19 protein-coding genes are annotated in these 17,367 nt (G+C 65.1%); 12 read left to right on the forward strand and 7 right to left on the reverse strand.

Annotated features, from left to right (window positions below; genetic code table 11):
- Nucleotides 1-73 precede the first annotated feature (73 nt).
- The 10 genes from paaX (at nucleotide 74) to XH79_RS31065 (ending at nucleotide 8,667) form a co-directional block, all read left to right on the forward strand.
- A complete protein-coding gene (paaX, locus tag XH79_RS31020) occupies nucleotides 74-940 on the forward strand; it encodes a phenylacetic acid degradation operon negative regulatory protein PaaX (RefSeq protein ID WP_271584102.1) in 867 nt (288 codons plus the stop codon).
- Nucleotides 941-1,016: 76 nt separating this feature from the next.
- Nucleotides 1,017-2,009, forward strand: a complete 993-nt coding sequence (paaA, locus tag XH79_RS31025) for a 1,2-phenylacetyl-CoA epoxidase subunit PaaA (protein ID WP_271584103.1) — start codon at nucleotides 1,017-1,019, stop codon at nucleotides 2,007-2,009.
- A gap of 10 nt (nucleotides 2,010-2,019) precedes the next feature.
- On the forward strand, nucleotides 2,020-2,307 hold the full coding sequence (paaB, locus tag XH79_RS31030) for a 1,2-phenylacetyl-CoA epoxidase subunit PaaB (RefSeq protein WP_008136594.1): 288 nt from the start codon (nucleotides 2,020-2,022) through the stop codon (nucleotides 2,305-2,307).
- Entirely contained in the window at nucleotides 2,307-3,083 is a 777-nt protein-coding gene (gene paaC, locus XH79_RS31035) for a 1,2-phenylacetyl-CoA epoxidase subunit PaaC (RefSeq protein ID WP_271584104.1), read from the forward strand. The genes paaB and paaC overlap by 1 nt, the downstream gene beginning before the upstream one ends.
- A complete protein-coding gene (paaD, locus tag XH79_RS31040; protein WP_271584105.1) occupies nucleotides 3,077-3,580 on the forward strand; it encodes a 1,2-phenylacetyl-CoA epoxidase subunit PaaD in 504 nt (167 codons plus the stop codon). Before paaC ends, paaD begins: the two co-directional genes overlap by 7 nt.
- A 2-nt stretch (nucleotides 3,581-3,582) precedes the next feature.
- Nucleotides 3,583-4,665: a 1,2-phenylacetyl-CoA epoxidase subunit PaaE gene (paaE, locus tag XH79_RS31045; protein ID WP_271584106.1), complete on the forward strand. Its 1,083-nt coding sequence runs from the start codon at nucleotides 3,583-3,585 to the stop codon at nucleotides 4,663-4,665.
- 51 nt (nucleotides 4,666-4,716) lie between these two features.
- The gene (paaI, locus tag XH79_RS31050; RefSeq protein WP_271584107.1) at nucleotides 4,717-5,166 is read left to right on the forward strand and encodes a hydroxyphenylacetyl-CoA thioesterase PaaI; all 450 of its coding nucleotides are present in this window, start codon (nucleotides 4,717-4,719) and stop codon (nucleotides 5,164-5,166) included.
- Nucleotides 5,167-5,207: 41 nt separating this feature from the next.
- Nucleotides 5,208-6,539, forward strand: a complete 1,332-nt coding sequence (paaK, locus tag XH79_RS31055) for a phenylacetate--CoA ligase PaaK (protein WP_271584108.1) — start codon at nucleotides 5,208-5,210, stop codon at nucleotides 6,537-6,539.
- Between the two features lie 65 nt (nucleotides 6,540-6,604).
- A complete protein-coding gene (locus tag XH79_RS31060) occupies nucleotides 6,605-7,609 on the forward strand; it encodes a quinone oxidoreductase family protein (protein ID WP_271584109.1) in 1,005 nt (334 codons plus the stop codon).
- A 2-nt stretch (nucleotides 7,610-7,611) separates the two neighbouring features.
- On the forward strand, nucleotides 7,612-8,667 hold the full coding sequence (locus XH79_RS31065) for a YeeE/YedE family protein (RefSeq protein WP_271584110.1): 1,056 nt from the start codon (nucleotides 7,612-7,614) through the stop codon (nucleotides 8,665-8,667).
- Here XH79_RS31065 and XH79_RS31070 read toward each other — a convergent pair.
- A complete protein-coding gene (locus XH79_RS31070) occupies nucleotides 8,646-9,560 on the reverse strand; it encodes a DMT family transporter (protein ID WP_271584111.1) in 915 nt (304 codons plus the stop codon). The genes XH79_RS31065 and XH79_RS31070 overlap by 22 nt on opposite strands.
- A 103-nt stretch (nucleotides 9,561-9,663) precedes the next feature.
- On the opposite strand from XH79_RS31070, the gene pdxR reads away from it, so the two are divergent.
- Nucleotides 9,664-11,094, forward strand: a complete 1,431-nt coding sequence (gene pdxR, locus XH79_RS31075) for a MocR-like pyridoxine biosynthesis transcription factor PdxR (protein ID WP_271584350.1) — start codon at nucleotides 9,664-9,666, stop codon at nucleotides 11,092-11,094.
- Between the two features lie 9 nt (nucleotides 11,095-11,103).
- Here pdxR and XH79_RS31080 read toward each other — a convergent pair whose 3' ends face one another.
- From XH79_RS31080 to XH79_RS31100, 5 genes are all read right to left on the reverse strand, one after another.
- Nucleotides 11,104-12,327, reverse strand: a complete 1,224-nt coding sequence (locus tag XH79_RS31080) for a bifunctional alpha/beta hydrolase/OsmC family protein (protein WP_271584112.1) — start codon at nucleotides 12,325-12,327, stop codon at nucleotides 11,104-11,106.
- A 25-nt stretch (nucleotides 12,328-12,352) separates the two neighbouring features.
- The gene (locus XH79_RS31085) at nucleotides 12,353-13,015 is read right to left on the reverse strand and encodes a sulfite oxidase-like oxidoreductase (protein WP_271584113.1); all 663 of its coding nucleotides are present in this window, start codon (nucleotides 13,013-13,015) and stop codon (nucleotides 12,353-12,355) included.
- An 18-nt stretch (nucleotides 13,016-13,033) separates the two neighbouring features.
- A complete protein-coding gene (locus XH79_RS31090; RefSeq protein ID WP_271584114.1) occupies nucleotides 13,034-14,356 on the reverse strand; it encodes an MFS transporter in 1,323 nt (440 codons plus the stop codon).
- Nucleotides 14,357-14,389: 33 nt separating this feature from the next.
- On the reverse strand, nucleotides 14,390-15,610 hold the full coding sequence (locus tag XH79_RS31095) for a cytochrome P450 (RefSeq protein WP_271584115.1): 1,221 nt from the start codon (nucleotides 15,608-15,610) through the stop codon (nucleotides 14,390-14,392).
- 64 nt (nucleotides 15,611-15,674) lie between these two features.
- Complete coding sequence (locus XH79_RS31100; protein WP_212343613.1) at nucleotides 15,675-15,884, reverse strand: ferredoxin; 210 nt, start codon at nucleotides 15,882-15,884, stop codon at nucleotides 15,675-15,677.
- 155 nt (nucleotides 15,885-16,039) lie between these two features.
- Between XH79_RS31100 and XH79_RS31105 the strand changes: the two genes are divergently transcribed.
- A complete protein-coding gene (locus tag XH79_RS31105; protein ID WP_271584116.1) occupies nucleotides 16,040-16,687 on the forward strand; it encodes a TetR/AcrR family transcriptional regulator in 648 nt (215 codons plus the stop codon).
- Here the strand turns inward: XH79_RS31105 and XH79_RS31110 are convergent.
- Nucleotides 16,684-17,322 carry an aspartate/glutamate racemase family protein gene (locus tag XH79_RS31110; RefSeq protein ID WP_212343615.1) on the reverse strand — a complete coding sequence of 213 codons (639 nt, stop codon included), beginning with the start codon at nucleotides 17,320-17,322 and terminating at the stop codon, nucleotides 16,684-16,686. The genes XH79_RS31105 and XH79_RS31110 overlap by 4 nt on opposite strands.
- Nucleotides 17,323-17,367 lie beyond the last annotated feature (45 nt).

A 17,367-nucleotide genomic window follows, 5' to 3' on the forward strand; every position in this document is an offset into this window, starting at 1 on the left:
GGATCGAGCCCGGCTCTCGCATTGTCGCTCCCGTCCATTGTCGCGCCCGCATCAAACGCGCTATGCCTCGCGCATGGCGCATCCACTATCCCGCATCATCGACCAGCTCAAGCGCGAGCCGTCACGCACCGGCTCCATCGTCATCACCGTGTTCGGCGATGCCATCGTGCCGCGCGGCGGTTCGGTGTGGCTCGGCACGCTGCTGGAATTCTTCGAAAGCCTGGATATCGACAGCGGCGTCGTGCGCACCGCGATGTCGCGCCTTGCGGCCGACGGCTGGCTGACGCGCGAAAAGGTCGGCCGGAACAGTTTTTATCGCCTGGCCGACAAGGGGCGGCAGACGTTTGAAGCTGCCACGCGCCATATCTACGATCCGCCGCCATCGGACTGGACCGGGCGCTTCGAACTGCTGCTGATCGGCAATGGCGGGGACCGCGACGCCTCGCGCGAAGCGCTGCGCAATGCCGGCTTCGGCAGCCCGCTGCCGGGTGTGTGGGTGGCACCATCAGGCGTGCCGGTGCCGGACGAGGCTGCCGGCGCGATCCGTCTGGAAGTCTCCGCGGAGGACGACAGTGGCCGCCGCCTGCTCAGCGCGAGCTGGCCGCTGGAGCGAACTGCGGACGCCTATCTGAAATTCATGAAGACGTTCGAGCCGCTGCGCGCCGCGATCGGCCGCGGCACGGACTTGTCCGAAGCCGACGCCTTCACCGCGCGCATCCTCCTGATCCACTATTACCGCCGCGTCGTGCTGCGCGATCCTCTGCTGCCCGAAAGCCTGCTGCCGGCGGACTGGCCGGGCAGGGCGGCCCGCGCGCTCTGCGGCGAGATCTATCGCGCGCTGCTTGCCCCGTCCGAACAATGGCTTGATGGCCATGGAACCAATGAAAAGGGGCCATTGTCGCCGGCGCGAAAGCTGCTGGAACGGAGGTTCGGCGTCTGATTTTTATGTTACAGAAATATCTTGCATGATGTAATTTTTGTTATATATTGCCTTCCAATAAAACGGGAGGACGCGCATGTACACCCAGGCGCTGAACACGGCCGAGACCGATGATCGCGGTCTGGAGGACGCAGGCAAAGCCGCGCAGTTCCAGGCCCGCATCGATGCCGAGGAGCGTATCGAGCCGAACGACTGGATGCCGGCGGCCTATCGCAAGACGCTCACGCGCCAGATCTCCCAGCACGCTCATTCCGAAATCGTCGGCATGCTGCCCGAGGGCAACTGGATCACGCGCGCGCCGACACTGCGCCGCAAGGCCGCGCTGCTCGCCAAGGTGCAGGACGAGTGCGGTCACGGGCTCTATCTTTATGCCGCCGCCGAGACGCTCGGCTCCTCGCGCGAGGAGCTGGTCGATGCGATGCTCGCCGGGAAAGCAAAGTATTCCTCGATCTTCAATTATCCGACGCTGACCTGGGCCGACATCGGTACCATCGGCTGGCTGGTCGACGGCGCCGCGATCATGAACCAGATCCCGCTGTGCCGCTGCTCCTATGGCCCCTATGCCCGCGCCATGATCCGCGTCTGCAAGGAGGAATCGTTCCACCAGCGCCAGGGTTATGAGATCATGCTGACGCTGTGCCGCGGCTCGGACGAGCAGAAGGCGATGGCGCAGGACGCGCTGAACCGCTGGTGGTGGCCGGTGCTGATGATGTTCGGCCCGCCGGATGCGACCAGCCAGCACAGCGACACCTCGACGAAATGGAAGATCAAGCGCTTCTCCAATGACGAGCTGCGCCAGAAGTTCATCGACGCCACCGTGCCGCAGGCGCAATATCTCGGCCTCACCATTCCCGATCCCGGCATGACCCAGGATGCGGACGGGCACTGGCGCTACAGCGAGATCGACTGGACCGAGTTCAAGCAGGTGCTCGCCGGCAACGGCCCTTGCAACCGCGACCGCATGACTGCGCGCCGCAAGTCACATGCTGAGGGCGCCTGGGTGCGCGAGGCTGCAGCCGCTTACGCGGCCAAGCGCGCACAGCGCCAGACTGCACAAGCTGCGGAATAGGGAGATCAAGATGGCCACGCCGAACACGCCGCTGTGGGAAGTCTTCATTCGCAGCCGCAACGGGCTCGCGCACAAGCATGTGGGATCCCTGCATGCGAGCGACGCGACGATGGCGCTGCAAGCTGCGCGCGACATCTACACCCGCCGCGGTGAGGGCCTGTCGATCTGGGTCGTGCCGTCCACCGCGATCACCGCGAGCGATCCTGCCGAGAAGGGCATGATGTTCGAGCCGGCGGAGTCGAAGATCTACCGGCACCCGACGTTCTACGAAGTGCCGGAAGAAGTGGGGCACATGTGATGGCGGTCGCCAACATCCAGGTCTCCGAAACGCCGTTGGTGCTCTACGCGCTGCGCCGTGCCGACGATGCGCTGATCCTCGGCCACCGGCTGTCGGAATGGTGCGGGCACGCGCCGATGCTGGAAGAGGACATGGCCCTCTCCAACATCGCGCTCGACCTGATCGGCCAGGCGCGCGAGCTCTATTCCTTTGCCGCCAAGACCGAAGGCAAGGACAACGACGAGGATAAGCTCGCATACTTGCGCGACGTCCGGCAGTACCGCAATCTGCTGCTGGTCGAGCAGCCGAATGGCGACTTTGCGCAGACGCTGGTGCGGCAGTTCTTCTACTCCGCTTTCGCCGATCTTTACTGGCGCGCTATGATGACCTCACGTGATGCGACGCTGGCGGCGATTGCCGCCAAGTCGGAGAAGGAGAGCGCCTATCATCTGCGCCATGCCTCGGAATGGATCATCCGGCTCGGCGACGGAACGGACGAAAGCCACGCCCGCGCGCAAGAAGCGATCGATCACCTCTGGGCCTTCACGGGCGAGATGTTTGCCGTCGACGACGGCGAGCGCGCGCTGATCCATGCCGGCGTTGTCGTCGATCCCGCCACCTTGCGCGGCCGCTGGCTGACGACGATCTCGGGTGTCGCCCGTGAAGCAACGCTCAAGCTGCCGCAGAACGACTGGATGCAGCAGGGCGGCCGCGTGGGCCGCCATAGCGAACATCTCGGCCATCTCCTGTCCGAGCTGCAATCGATGCAGCGAACTTTTCCGGGGCTGACATGGTGACGGTCGTCAATGACAACGCCGTGCTGCGCCAGCGCGCCTGGGATGCCGCCGCGAGCGTGGTCGATCCGGAAATCCCGGTGCTGAGCATTGCCGATCTCGGCGTGCTGCGTGATGTCGCTCTCGACGGCGGCCATGTCGAAGTCGCGATTACCCCGACCTATTCGGGCTGCCCGGCCATGAACATGATTGCGCTCGAAATCGAGATCGCGCTGGAGCGCGCCGGCTTCATTCGGCCCAAAGTCCGCACCGTGCTGTCGCCGGCCTGGACGACGGACTGGATGAGCGAGGAGGGGCGCGAGAAGCTGCGCGCCTATGGCATCGCGCCGCCGCAAGCCTCAAGCTCGCGCCGTGCGCTGTTCGGCGAGCAGGCGGTGGCATGCCCGCAATGCGGCTCCGACAAGACCGAACTGCTGTCCGAATTCGGCTCGACCTCCTGCAAGGCGCTGTGGCGCTGCAAGGCCTGCCGCGAACCGTTCGACTACTTCAAGTGTCATTGATCATGTCCGCAGCCGCACCGCGCTTCCACCGCCTGATCGTCAGCGACCTCCGCCGCGAGGCCTCCGACGCTGTCTCGATGACGTTTGTCATTCCCGGTGAGCTTGCCGGCGACTACGCCTTCACGCCCGGCCAGTACCTGACGCTGCGGACCACGCTCGACGGTGAAGAGGTGCGCCGTTCCTATTCGATCTGTTCCGGCCCCGATGACGGCGAGATCCGCATTGCCGTGAAGAAGGTCGATGGCGGCGCGTTTTCGAGCTGGGCAGCCGAAGATCTCAAGTGTGGCGACGAGCTCGATGTGATGACGCCGACGGGCCGTTTCGGCGTTGTGCCGCCTGCCGACGCCGGGCGCATCCATGTCGGCTTTGCCGCGGGCTCCGGTATCACGCCGATCCTGTCGATCGTGAAGGGCGTGCTCGCGCGGGAGCCGGACAGCCGCTTCTTCCTGTTCTACGGCAACCGCACCACCGACAACATCATGTTCCTCGAAGCGCTCGAGGAGCTGAAGGACCGCTTCATCGATCGTCTTTCGATCTTCCACGTCATTTCCGGCGAGGAGCAGGACATCCCGATCCTGCATGGCCGGCTCGACGGTGAGAAGGTGAGGGTGCTGCTCCGCTCGCTGGTACCGGCAGGAAGCGTCGATCACGTCTTCATCTGCGGTCCATCAGGCATGAGCGAGGAGATCGAGGCGACCTGCCGCGCTCTCGGCATCGCGGACGAACGCATTCACGTCGAGCGCTTCGTCTCCGAATTCGGCGGCAAGCCGCGGCCGAAGAAGGCCGTCGCGCCCGACGCGCCGCCGAAGGCGATCGCCTCGCTGATCATCGACGGCAAGCGCCGCGACGTGCCGGTCGCCGAGGACGAAGCGATTCTCGATGCCGCGCTGCGCGCCGGAGTCGATTTGCCCTTCGCCTGCAAGGGCGGCATGTGCTCGACTTGCCGTGCAAAACTGGTCGAGGGCGAGGCGCCGATGGACATCAACTATTCGCTGGAGCCGTGGGAGCTCAAGGCCGGTTTTGTTCTCACCTGCCAGGCCAAGCCTTCTACGGCGCGGGTCGTCGTCGATTACGACCACGTTTGACAGTGTTGTCCAACCAGCAGAACATTGCGTGCAAACAGCCGGGAGAAGCGCGTGAACGTCAAAGCCGCCCTGTCGCCTCAGGATATCGCCCGCGCCTGCGCCGACGCAATGTGGGCCGAGGACGATGCCTCCAAAGGTCTCGGCATGGAGATCGTCGAGATCGGCCCGGGCTTTGCGACGCTGGCCATGACGGTGCGGCCGGACATGGTCAACGGCCAGCGCATCGCGCATGGCGGCGTCATCTTCACGCTCGCCGATTCCGCCTTCGCGTTCGCCTGCAACTCGCACAATGAACGCGTGGTGGCGGCGCAGGGGCAGGTCACCTTCATCAAGCCGGGCAAGCTCGGCGACCGCCTCATAGCGAAGGCGCGAGAGATCACCCGCAGCGGCCGCTCCGGCATTTACGACGTGCGCGTTACCGTCGGTGATACTGTCATCGCGGAATTCCGCGGGCACTCGCGTGTCATTCCCGGCACGTGGCTGCCGGCGCAAGATCAATAAGACGAAAGAAGAAAAGAACAAACCAATGTGGGGAAACGAGCATGGCTCTGACGAGGCGCAAGGAAGGTGCCAGTACCTATAGTGCCGAGATGGACGCGCGCGAGCGCGCGTCGCGCGACGAGATCGTGGCGCTGCAGAAGCAGCGGCTGGCCTGGTCGCTGAAGCACGCCTACGACAATGTCGCGCATTACCGCAAGGCCTTCGACAAGGCCGGCGTGCATCCATCGGACTTTCGCGAACTCTCCGATCTCGCAAAGTTTCCGTTCACGGTGAAGACGGACCTGCGCGACAACTATCCCTTCAACATGTTCGCCGTGCCTCGCGAGAAGCTGGTGCGTGTGCATGCGTCCTCCGGTACGACCGGCAAGCCGATCGTGGTCGGCTATACGCAAGCCGACATCGACACCTGGTCCGAGGTGATGGCGCGGTCGATCCGCGCCGCCGGCGGCCGCACCGGCATGATCATCCACAATGCCTATGGTTACGGCCTCTTCACCGGCGGTCTCGGCGTGCACTACGGCGCCGAAAAACTCGGCTGCACGGTGGTGCCGATCTCCGGCGGCATGACCGAGCGGCAGGTGCAGCTCATCAACGACTTCCGGCCCGACATCATCACGGTGACGCCGAGCTACATGCTGGCGATTCTCGACGAGTTCAAGCGTCAGAAGCTCGATCCGCGCCAGTGCTCCCTCAAGGTCGGCATCTTCGGCGCCGAGCCCTGGACCAATGCGATGCGCGGCGAGATCGAGGACGCCTTCGACATGGACGCGACCGACATCTACGGCCTGTCCGAGGTGATCGGCCCCGGCGTCGCGCAGGAGTGCATCGAGACCAAGGACGGCCTGCATATCTGGGAGGATCATTTCTATCCTGAAGTGATCGATCCCGAGACCGGTGCGGTGCTGCCGGACGGAGAAAAGGGCGAGTTGGTGTTCACCTCGCTCACCAAGGAAGCCTTTCCGGTGATCCGCTATCGCACCCGCGACCTGACGCGGCTGTTGCCGGGCACGGCGCGGCCGGGCATGCGGCGGATGGAGAAGGTGACGGGCCGCTCGGACGACATGATCATCCTGCGCGGCGTCAATCTGTTCCCGACCCAGATCGAGGAGGTGTTGCTGGCGACCGACTGGTGCGGCGGCCATTTCATCCTCGAGCTGACCCGCGAGGGCCGGATGGACGAACTGACCATCATCGCCGAGGCTCGGCCCGAGAGTTGGGACGGCCGCGGGCTCGTCGATCATGCGGAGCGGATCGCGACCCACATCAAGAACACGATTGGCATCAGTTCGAGGGTCCAGGTGGTCGCGCCGGCCACGCTGGAGCGCTCGCTCGGCAAGGCCAAGCGGCTCTACGACAAGCGGCCCAAGGACTGACTTGGCGGATTGACTTGAACGGCCCCAAAGGCGACAAGGCCCGCGAGAAATCGCGGGTCTTTCCTATGTCGCCAGCCGATGCCAAAACCGTCGAAGCGCGCTGTGTGCGCCTCAACGCCAAAGCTGAAAACGCCACGGCGCTTGCGCCAGTCGTCGAGCGCCAGATCCTTGCGCGCGGGCCGAACGACCTCCTCATCGAGGTGAAGGCCGCAGCCGTCAATCCCTCCGACGTCAAGGCTGCGACCGGGCTGATGGCCTATGCCGTGTTCCCCCGGACCCCCGGCCGCGACTACGCCGGCGTAGTGATCGACGGGCCCGCGGGTACAGTGGGGCGCGAAGTGTTCGGCTCGTCCGGCGATCTCGGCATCCGCCGCGACGGCACCCACGCAACCCATCTCGTCGTCGAGGCCGATGCGGTCGTGGAGAAGCCAAAGACGGTGTCGTGGGAAGAGGCCGCCGGCATCGGCGTGCCCTTCGTCACCGCGATGGAAGGCTTTCGCCGCGCCGGCGTGCCGAAGAGCGGCGAGACCGTTCTGGTATTCGGCGTCAACGGCAAGGTCGGCCAGGCTGCAGTGCAGATCGCGACCTGGCAGGGCGCGCGCGTCATCGGCGTGGTGCGCAAGGCGGAAGCCTATGAAGGCCACGCCAACGCGCCCATCGAGGTGATCGACGCCTCCGCCACCGACGTTGCCACGCGCGTGCGCGAATTGACCGGCGGCAAAGGCGCCGACATCGTCTTCAATACGGTCGGCGATCCCTATTTCCAGGCCGCGCACAAGTCGCTTGCCTTGCGCGGCCGCCAGATCCTGATCGCCGCGATCGACCGCATCGTGCAGTTCAACATCCTCGAATTCTACCGCGGCCAGCACACCTATGTCGGCATCGACACGCTCGGCCTGTCCTCCGCCGCGACGGGCGCGGTGCTGCGCGACCTCGGCCCGGGCTTTGCGAGCGACCGTCTGAAGCCGTTCCCGATCAAGGCGAACGCGATCTATCCGCTGGAGCGCGCGAAGGAGGCGTATGTCGCCGTCGCCGGCTCGTCGCGTGACCGGGTGATCCTGAAGCCGTGACGATGGAATCCGCCCAGCTCGTTATCCTCGCCGGTCTCGCCATCGGCCTCGTCTACGGCGCCGTCGGCCTGCTCAGCGGCTTCTGCCTGATGAGCAGCATGCGCGGCTTTCTGGCGGAGGGCGACGGGCGACTGGTGCGCACCTACGCGCTGGCGATCGCGGTTGCGATTGCCGCGAGCCAGTTCCTTGCGGGAAGCGGCATGGTCGATCTCGGCAAGTCGATTTATTTGCAACAGACCTTCTCGGTGCCGGTGCTGTTCCTCGGCGGGCTGTTGTTCGGCTATGGCATGGTGCTGTCGAACGGCTGCGGCTCGCGCGCGCTGGTGCTGCTCGGGCGCGGCAATCTCCGCTCGTTCGTCGTCGTGATTGTGCTGGCCATCGCTGCGCAGATGACGCTCAAGGGCCTGATCGCACCGGCGCGCATTGCGCTGGTTCAGGCCTCGCAGACGACCGTCAACGCGAATTCGCTGCCGTCCGTGCTGGCGACGCTGGGTCTCACGGATGCGCTTTCGCGCTCGCTTGCCGCTGCCGCGATTGTCGTCGCGCTGATCCTGTTCGCATTTGCGCATCCGGCGTTCCGCCGCTCGCCCGGCCAGATCGCAGCCGGCATCATCGTGGGCCTCCTCGTCGCCGGCGGCTGGTACGTCACCGGCTATCTCGGTGCCGACGACTTCAATCCCGTCCCGGTGACCTCGCTCACCTTCATCGCGCCGATCGCGGACGCCCTGCAATACGCCATGCTCTCGACCGGACTGACGCTCAACTTCGGCATTGCGACAGTTGCCGGCGTCTTCGCCGGCAGTCTGGTCACCGCACTCGCTACGGGCCGCTTCAAGCTTGAAGGCTATTCATCGCCACGCCACATGCTGCGCTCGGGCACCGGTGCCGCGCTGATGGGGATCGGCGGCGTGATGGCGTTCGGCTGCTCGATCGGGCAGGGGCTCACCGGTCTCTCGACCCTCGCGCTGGGCTCGCTCATTGCGGTCGCCGGCATCCTTCTCGGTACAGCCGCTGGTCTGCGCGGAAGCTTGCGCGTTCAGCCGCTCGCGGTGGCCTGACTGCGCAACAGCCGGTCGCCCAGCGTCGCAAGACCGATGCCGGTGACGATCAGTCCGGCCGCGATCGCAAGGCTCATGTCAATCGGCTCGCCTAGCAGGATAGCGGCGCTGGCGATGCCGACGAGCGGCGTCCAGGTGGTGCCGAGCGACGTCGTCAGCGCCGAGATGCTCTTGTTGACCATCGACATCGCCCAATAGGCCAGCGCCGTCCCGATCAGGCCGGAGTACAGAAACAGAAAGACGAGCCTCCACGACCATTCCGCGTGCGGCAGGCCGTCCGTGACCACAGCCGATCCAGTGAGCACGACCGTCGCCACCAGCACCTGCCAGATCAGGAGCTGGAGCGGCGAGGCTATCCAGCGGTGCGCGCGGATATAGATGATGTTGGCGGCCCAGGAGATCGCGGCCAGGATGACCATGCCGGCGCCGAGCACGACGTTCGCATTGGTCCAGTCGATGGAGGCGGGGTTCAGGATCACGGCAAGGCCGATCAATCCGAGCAGTGCGCCGGCGAGCTTTGGCGCGGTCAGCGTATCCTTCCCCAGCAAGGGCGCGGCGATCGCGACCCAGAGCGGCGTGGTGTAGCCGAGCACGATGGCCTTGCTCGCGGGCAGGAAGCGCACACCGGCCGCGACCAGGACCGAAAATATCGTCATGTGCAGCAGCGCCACGCTCAGGATCACGGGAATGTCGCGCCGCTCCGGGATCACGAGGTTTCTGCTCAGTCCGAGGATCACGAACAATCCAGCCAGCGCGATCCAGCTTCGGATCGCTGACGTCCATAATGGCGGAAGGAACTGGACGAGCTGTTTCGTCACCGACCAGTTCACGCCCCAGGCCAGCACGACGATGAGGAACAGGCCGACGGCGGTGCGAGGGGACAGGGAGTTCATCGCAGGATCATCCTTGAAGCAATCCAGTCCGGCGGATAGCATCCCGCCTGGCACCTGAAAAAGTGCCAGATTGGAGAAGAGCAAGGTGCCAGTTTCCGAGGGCATGCTAACCGGCCTGATCGATCTGAAGCGAGCCGACGAGGAGGGGCTGACGGCCCAGCTGACGGGTCAGCTCCGAAGCCTGATTTCGAGCGGTCGGCTCGGCAAGGGTTGGGCGCTGCCGTCGAGCCGCCAGCTCGCGAGCGACCTCGGGGTCTCGCGCAACACCGTCACTTATGCCTTCGAGCAACTCGCCGCAGAGGGATATCTCGCGGCGTCGCGCGGTCGCCGCCCGGTGGTGACGATCGACGGCGGCGAACGCATCGAAGGGGCGCGCACAGCCGCGTCGAGCCCACGCACTGCCAGACCACGGCTCTCGCCCTGGGCCTCGAAGCTCCAGCAGACGGACTGGCCGATGTCCTATCTGGCGCCGCTCAAGCCGTTGCGTCCGGGGCACGGCGATGCAAGGGAGTTTCCGAACGACATCTGGGGACGCTGCCTGCGCCGCAGCGCCATGGGGGCGGCCAGGCGCGAGCTCGGGCCGGTCAACCGGCCGCGTTTGCGCGAGGCGCTGGCGCATTACCTCGCAACCAGCAGAGGCGTTCGCGCCACGGCGGAGCAGATCCTGATCCTGCCGAGCGCGCAGGCCGCGCTCACCCTGATTGCGGCTGCCGTCATCTCGCCCGGCGATGAGGTCTGGGTCGAGGATCCCGGCTATCCCGGTGCCGCGGCGGCCTTCCGTGCTTCCGGGGCGCGCGTGACCGGCATCAAGCTGGACGAGCAGGGAATGCAGCGGATTGCGGGTCTGGCGGCGCCAACGCTGATCTTCATGACGCCCTCGCATCAGCATCCGACCGGGCGCCTGATGTCGCTGGCACGCCGCACCGGGTTTCTCAGGGCAAGCCGGCCCGGCAAGACCTGGATCGTGGAGGACGACTACGACGGCGAATTCCACTACGACAGCCGGCCGGTGCCGGCGTTGCAGGGCCTCGATGTACACGGCCGCGTGTTCTATGTCGGCACCTTCTCGAAGGCGATGACGTCGGACATCCGGCTCGGTTATCTCGTCGCACCGCCGGGGCTGGTCAGCACGCTGGAGATCGCGCAGCGGCATATCGGGCTGATCGCTTCTAGCCACGTTCAGGAGGCGCTTGCTGAATTCATTGCCGATGGCCATTTCCTGGCGCATCTGCGTCGGGTGCGCCGGCTCTATCACGGGCGCCGCGATCATCTCGCCGCGGGACTGGAGCGCCATCTCGGCGAGGTGCTCACCGCCGAAGTGCCCTCGGGCGGCATCCAGCTCGTGGCGCGCCTCAAGCGCGGTCGCGCCGATCAGGCGGCGGTGAAGCGGCTGGTCGAGGCGGGCGTTGTCACGCGAGCCTTGTCCAGCCTGGCGCTCGGCAAGCCGCGCGATCACGGCCTGCTGCTCGGCTTTGCGGCGTGGCGCGAGAACGAGATCAGCGCGGCGGTGCGGACGATGGCGTCGTGCTTCTAGCCCACCGATTCATTCCAGCGCCTTGGTCACGATGCGGATCTCCGATGTCAGCGTTCGGTGCACCGGGCACTTGTCGGCGATCTCCATCAGCTTCTTGCGCTGTTCGGCATCGAGCGCGCCGTCCATTGCGATGTCGCGCTCGATCTGGTCGAGCATGCCCTCGCGCGTCTCGCACTCCGCGCAATCCTTGGCGTAGATTTTTGAATGCTTCAGCGTGACCGTGACGCGGTCGAGCGGCAGCGACTTGCGATCGGCATAGAGACGCATGGTCATGGAGGTGCACGCGCCGAGGCCGGCGAGCAGGAAGTCATACGGACCGGGCCCGGCATCCTCGCCACCGGCCGCGACCGGCTCGTCTGCCACCAGATGATGCGGTCCGACGCGGATGATCTGGTTGAACTTGCTCTTGCGGGTCTCTTGCACCACGACCTTCCGCGGTTCCTCGGGGAGATCCATCACTCTCGCAGGTTTTGCCGTATCGATGTAGCGGCTCGCCCAGGCCGCGATCACGTCGGCCGCGTAGAGTGCATCGGCCGGTTTGGTCAGGAGATGATCGGCGTGATCGAGCGAGACGAAGCTCTTGGGATGCTTTGCCGCAACGAAAATCTTGGTCGCGTTGTCGATGCCGACGGTATCGTCAACGGGCGAATGCATCACCAGCAGCGCCTTGTGCAGGCCGGTGACATCCTTCATCAGCTCGTGCTCGACGATGTCGTCGAGGAATTCGCGCTTGATCCGGAACGGGCGTCCCGCGAGTGAGACTTCGACCTCCCCCTGGGTGCGGATGTTGTCGATATGCTCCTTGAACAGGCCGGTGACGTGGGCGGGATCGGAGGGTGCGGCGATGGTGACGACCGCCTTCGCCTCAGGAATCTTCCCGGCCGCGGCCAGGATCGCGGCGCCGCCGAGGCTGTGGCCGATCAGGATCGACGGCGCCTTGCGGACGCTGCGCAGATGATCGGCTGCGCGCACGAGATCGGCGACGTTGGAAGAAAAGGTCGAATTGGCGAAATCGCCCTCGCTGGAGCCGAGCCCGGTGAAGTCGAAGCGCAGCACCGCGATGCCCCTGGCCGCGAGGGCGACCGAGATGCGCTTGGCTGCCAGCGTATCCTTGCCGCAGGTGAAGCAGTGCGCGAACAGCGCGTAGGCGGCGGGCTCGCCGTCCGGCAGCTCCAGCGCGGCCGCGAGCTGATGGCCGCCTTCTCCGCTGAATTGAAAGCGTTCCGTGGGCATGGGATTCCCCCGTTCTGTTTGAATTCTAGTCGCCCGAATAGCGCTGCTCGGCCCAGGGATCGCCGCGATTATGATAGCCGCGGACTTCCCAGAAACCCGGCGCGTCCTCGGTCAGGAATTCGATCGCCTGGAGCCATTTCGCGCTCTTCCAGAAATAGAGATGCGGCACCACCAGCCGCACCGGCCCGCCGTGCTCGTCCGTCAGCGGCTGTCCTGACCAGCTATGGGCGAGCAGCGCGTCCTCGGCGGCGAAGTCTTCGAGCGCGAGGTTGGTGGTGTAGCCGTCGTAGGAATGCAGTACCACGAAGCGTGCATCCTCGCGCGGCCGGCAGATGGCGAGCAGTTCGCGCGTGGCGAAGCCTTCCCACTCATTGTCGTAGCGCGACCAGGTCGTCACGCAATGGATGTCGGAAGTGAACTGGACCTGCTTCTGCGCGGCGAACTCGGGATAAGTCCAGAACACGGGGGTTTCGATCGCGCCATAGACGTCGAGCCGCCAGCGCTCGCGCGACACCGGCGGCATGACCCCGAGATCGAGCACCGGCCAGTCCTTGGTCAGGTGCTGGCCCGGCGGCAGGCGCTGGTCTTCCGGACGCGTGATCTTGCCGGTGAGAAAACGGCCCTCGCGCGCCCATTTCTCCTTGGTGCGCGTCAGTTTGCTGTCGGGCAGCGGCTCGTCGTCGGCCATGGGCTACTCGTGAATGGGCTACTCGTGGCGGTGCATTGCGGAAGCGTGCTTGGTGTCGCGCATGGTGGAATAGATGATCAGCGACAGGCAGATGATGCCGGCGAGATAGTAGTAGAACCAGTCCTCGTGCCCGATGCTCTTGAAGTAGAGCGCGATCGCCGGAGCGGTGCCGCCGAAGATCGAGACCGTGATGGCGTAGGGCAGGCCGACGCCGAGCGCGCGGACGTTGGTCGGGAACAGCTCGGCCTTCACCACCGCGTTGATCGAGGTGTAGCCGGCGACGAACAGCCAGGCGCAACAGATCAGGATGAACGCCATGAAGGGCGACTTGGTCTCCTTCAGCGTCATCAGCAGCGGAACGGTCGCGAGCGTGCCGGCGACACCGAAGAAGATCAGAAGCGGCTTGCGGCCGATCTTGTCGGAGATCGCGCCGTAGATCGGCTGCAGGATGGTCGCGAAGATCAGCGTGCCGAAGATCACGAACGTGGTCTGGTCCTCGGTCAGCCCGACCGAGAGTTTTACGAAGGTCTGCATATAGGTGGTGAAGGTGTAGAACGCCGCGGTGCCGCCGGCGGTGAGGCCGACCACCAGCAGCAGCTCGCGCGGATAGCGCAGCAGATTGGTGATCGAGCCGGTCGGCTTCACCACCTTCTTGGCTTCCTCGAACGCTTCTGTCTCATGCAGGCCGCGGCGCATGACTGCGGCAAAGATTGCGAGCGCCGCGCCGATTGCGAACGGGATGCGCCAGCCCCAGGCCTTCAGCTCCTCCGGCGTCAGGAAGACCTTTTGCAGGAGCAGCAGCACGATGATCGCGGTGAGCTGGCCGCCGATCAGCGTGACGTACTGGAAGCTGGAATAGAAGCCGCGGTGCTTGGGATCGGCGACCTCGCTGAGGTAAGTGGCGCTGGCGCCGTATTCGCCGCCAAGACTTAGGCCCTCGATCACGCGCGCGACCGCCAGGATGGCCGGGGCGGCAAGACCGATCGAGGCATAGGTCGGCGTCACCGCGATGATCAGTGAGCCGAAGCACATGAAGACGACGGAGAGCGTCAGCGAAATGCGCCGGCCGAAATGGTCGGCGAGATAGCCGAAGAACCAACCACCCAGGGGGCGCATCAGGAAGGTCGCCGCGAACACGACGGCGACGTTCAGTTGCTGGACGACGGGATCGTTGCCGGGGAAGAAGGCGGGGGCGAAATAGAGCGCGAACGCGGTGTAGGCGTAGAAGTCATACCATTCGACGAGATTGCCGATCGAGCCGATGAAGATCGCCTTGATGCGGCGCTCGGCGTCGGCAATGTCGAAGTGCTCGGAGGCCGGCTTGATTGCTTCGTCTGTCATCGCCGGCCTCCCAAGACATTTGCAGTCTGGAGGCTACATGGACTTTCCAAGCAGAAATGGCAACTGGCGGGGGCCGCGCACGGTCCCTTGCGACCAGGTCACGGTGCCCGCCGGGTCGAGCCGGAAGTCCGGGATTCGCTTCAACCATTCCTCAATTGCGACCTGCATCTCCATGCGCGCGAGGTTGGAACCGACGCAGCGATGGATGCCGAGGCCGAAAGCGGCGTGGCGGTTCTCCCGACGGTCGATCACGACTTTGTCAGCGTCCGGAAACATCTTTGGGTCGCGGTTGGCGGCCGGGAAAGACAGCAGCACCATGTTGCCCGCCTTGACCGGACAGCCCGAGACCGTGGTTTCCTTGACCACCTCGCGCGCCATCGTCACCGGCGAGTAGGCGCGCAGCAGTTCCTCGACGGCGGTCGGGATCAGCGCAGGTTCGGCGATCAGCCGCTCGCGGTCGGCCGGTGTCCGGGCGAGGTGCCACAGCGAGGAGCCGATCGCGCTCCAGGTGGTGTCGATGCCGGCGATCAGGAGCAGGCGCAACGATCCCAGCACGTGGGACTCTTCCAGCGGCTGGCCTTCCTTGTCCTTGGCGTTCATCAGATAGGAGATGAGATCGTCGGTGGGCCTCGATCTGCGCTCCTCGATATGCGTCCTGAAATAGTCGCTCATCTCGTGCACGGCCTGGAGCAGCATATTTTCGTCCTTGATGCCGAGCTCCAGGATCATGTGGATCCAGTTGATGAAGAGATCGCTGTCGCTCTCGGGGATGCCGAGCATGTGCGCGATGGCCTGGACCGGGATGTACTTGCTGTAGCGCGCGGCGGCGTCGACCCTGCCGTCCGCGATGAACCCGTCGATCAGCTCGTTGCAGATCGCGCGCATCCGCGGTTCCAGCTTCTTCATTGCGTCCGGCGTGAATGGCGGCAGCAGCAACTGCTTGGCCGGCTTGTGCACGGGCGGATCGGAGGTGATCGGCGGGGCCGCGTTCCTGGCAATCTCCGGCCGCACGTCGCGGACGATGATCCGGCGCGAGGAGAAATGCTCGGTGTCGTTGGCGATCTCGCGCACCGCCTCGTAGGTCGTCGGCATGTAGCAGCCGAGGAACCGCTCGGTGTGCACAACCGGGCTTGCAGCGCGCAGCTCATCCCAGATCGGGAAGGGATCGTCCGTCCATTGCGGATCGGTGTGGTCGAAATCGTTGACCCAGTCGGTGACGGGCGGATGGGCGACAGGCTGGCCGACGTCGGACATGTCAGTGAGATCCCTCGGGGCTCGTGTTTGCTTGAAGGCAGCGGAGCGGACAGGGGCCGCCGCGCTAGTCCTCGATCACATCGATAGCGATTTCCGGGCAGTTGGATTTGGCAAGCCAGGCCTTGTCTTCAAGTCCCGGCGGGACCGTGCCATCGCCGGCTTCATGCGCGTTGCCGTATTCGTCGAGCTCGAACAGCTCCGGCGCCAGCGCCTTGCAGCGGGCATGGCCCTGGCATTTGTCGGGATCGACGTGAACCTTCAGTCGCTCTGCCATGGCGGCTTCCTTGGTCGCTTGCGTGCGCGCGAAGAGCGGCCCGCGTTCCTCATGTCAATTTTATCGGCGGCATTTGCCGCTCGGTCTAAGTTATATACTATTACATTCGCGGTGGGCTTCCCCTGTCAAGCGCAAACTTATAGGTTTGGCGCAGGATGCGTTCACAACTCGTTCGTAAATCGGAGAAGACCTACCACCATGGCGACCTTCGCGACGCCCTGATCAAGGCCGCGTTGCGCGAGGCGGAGCAGGGCGGGGCGGAAGCGATCAGCATCAAGGCACTGGCGAAGCAGCTCGGCGTCTCGCAGCCGGCGCCATATCGGCATTTCGCCGACCGTGATGCGCTGCTAACGGCGGTGACGGCGGAGGCGTTCCGGCAGCTCAGCGCAACCTTTCGGGCGGCGATGGCGAAACCGTCAAAGCAGTCGAAGCTGTCGTTGCTGGCGCAGGCGATGCTGGACTTCGGATTGCGCCGCAACGGCATCTATCGCCTGATGTTTGCGTCCCGCACCGTGTCTTGCGCCGCCAAGGGCAGCGAGCTGCATGAGGCCACGCGCGAGACGTTTGCGCTTGTCATCGAGGCCCTGGAAGTGCCTGCCGTTGGCTTTTTACGCGAGCGACAGGCTCTCAAGATCTGGGCAGCGCTGCATGGCGTGGTGATGCTGGCCGAGCAGGGGCTTTTCACCGGCGAGGCGGCGCATACCACGCGTGAGGAGCTGGTCGAGGATTTTGTCAATGAGACGAAGGCCGCGCTGACGACCGCGATCAAGGACGCGCGGCGTCGGAAAAAGGCTGGCGCTTAGGCCTTCACTTTCAGCAGCTTCATCAGCTTGTCGACTGCACTATCTGGCGTGGTGACGACCGGGCGACCGGTGGCCTCCGCGACCAGCGGCGCCGTCGCCGCGATGCTGAACTGCGCCAGCGCGATGACGTCGCAATCGCGTAAGTCGCGCGAGGCGTCCGCGATCAGCCGGTCATGCGTGGCGCGATCGCCCCGGTCGAGTGCCGCCAACGCGCCTTCGGCGAGCTTCGGCACGACCTGGACCGAGGCGGGGAATTCCGGCGGCATCGAGACCAGCGTTGGCGGGAAGGTCGAGAGCAGGCCGATCCGCTTGCCCATCGTCACCGCGCGCTCGATCATGGCTTCGTTCGGCTTCAAGACCGGCATCGGCGCATGCGCTCGTGCGACGGCCTCAATGCAAGGACCGAACGCGGAGCAGGTGAACAGGATCCCGTTGGCTCCCGTCGCCACAGCGTAGTCGCCGAGCGCAAGGAAACGCTCGGTCATGGCATCGTTGAGCTGGCCGTCACGGGCCAGGTCCGCCGACAGGCTGTCGTCGAGCAGGTTCATCAGCCGCGCCTGCGGCCACGCTTGCGCGAACGCCGCCTCGATCGGCGCAATGGAGTGCTTGAGAGCGTGGATGAGGGCGATGCGCATGGGATGTCTCTTCTCCCTCTCCCCCTAAGCGGGGGAGAGGGAGAA

This window comes from Bradyrhizobium sp. CCBAU 45389, assembly GCF_028128625.1.
GTDB lineage: Bacteria > Pseudomonadota > Alphaproteobacteria > Rhizobiales > Xanthobacteraceae > Bradyrhizobium > Bradyrhizobium liaoningense_B.

What these genes read in the sequence shown, in the direction of transcription:
- paaE (WP_271584106.1), top strand. Translation starts at nt 3,583, where the DNA reads ATGTCCGCAGCCGCACCGCGCTTCCACCGCCTGATCGTCAGCGACCTC.
- XH79_RS31080 (WP_271584112.1), bottom strand. Translation starts at nt 12,327, where the DNA reads ATGCCCACGGAACGCTTTCAATTCAGCGGAGAAGGCGGCCATCAGCTC.
- XH79_RS31065 (WP_271584110.1), top strand. Translation starts at nt 7,612, where the DNA reads ATGGAATCCGCCCAGCTCGTTATCCTCGCCGGTCTCGCCATCGGCCTC.
- XH79_RS31095 (WP_271584115.1), bottom strand. Translation starts at nt 15,610, where the DNA reads ATGTCCGACGTCGGCCAGCCTGTCGCCCATCCGCCCGTCACCGACTGG.
- XH79_RS31105 (WP_271584116.1), top strand. Translation starts at nt 16,040, where the DNA reads ATGCGTTCACAACTCGTTCGTAAATCGGAGAAGACCTACCACCATGGC.
- paaK (WP_271584108.1), top strand. Translation starts at nt 5,208, where the DNA reads ATGGCTCTGACGAGGCGCAAGGAAGGTGCCAGTACCTATAGTGCCGAG.
- XH79_RS31060 (WP_271584109.1), top strand. Translation starts at nt 6,605, where the DNA reads ATGTCGCCAGCCGATGCCAAAACCGTCGAAGCGCGCTGTGTGCGCCTC.
- paaB (WP_008136594.1), top strand. Translation starts at nt 2,020, where the DNA reads ATGGCCACGCCGAACACGCCGCTGTGGGAAGTCTTCATTCGCAGCCGC.
- XH79_RS31070 (WP_271584111.1), bottom strand. Translation starts at nt 9,560, where the DNA reads ATGAACTCCCTGTCCCCTCGCACCGCCGTCGGCCTGTTCCTCATCGTC.
- paaD (WP_271584105.1), top strand. Translation starts at nt 3,077, where the DNA reads ATGGTGACGGTCGTCAATGACAACGCCGTGCTGCGCCAGCGCGCCTGG.
- paaX (WP_271584102.1), top strand. Translation starts at nt 74, where the DNA reads ATGGCGCATCCACTATCCCGCATCATCGACCAGCTCAAGCGCGAGCCG.
- paaC (WP_271584104.1), top strand. Translation starts at nt 2,307, where the DNA reads ATGGCGGTCGCCAACATCCAGGTCTCCGAAACGCCGTTGGTGCTCTAC.
- XH79_RS31085 (WP_271584113.1), bottom strand. Translation starts at nt 13,015, where the DNA reads ATGGCCGACGACGAGCCGCTGCCCGACAGCAAACTGACGCGCACCAAG.
- pdxR (WP_271584350.1), top strand. Translation starts at nt 9,664, where the DNA reads ATGCTAACCGGCCTGATCGATCTGAAGCGAGCCGACGAGGAGGGGCTG.
- XH79_RS31100 (WP_212343613.1), bottom strand. Translation starts at nt 15,884, where the DNA reads ATGGCAGAGCGACTGAAGGTTCACGTCGATCCCGACAAATGCCAGGGC.
- paaA (WP_271584103.1), top strand. Translation starts at nt 1,017, where the DNA reads ATGTACACCCAGGCGCTGAACACGGCCGAGACCGATGATCGCGGTCTG.
- XH79_RS31110 (WP_212343615.1), bottom strand. Translation starts at nt 17,322, where the DNA reads ATGCGCATCGCCCTCATCCACGCTCTCAAGCACTCCATTGCGCCGATC.
- XH79_RS31090 (WP_271584114.1), bottom strand. Translation starts at nt 14,356, where the DNA reads ATGACAGACGAAGCAATCAAGCCGGCCTCCGAGCACTTCGACATTGCC.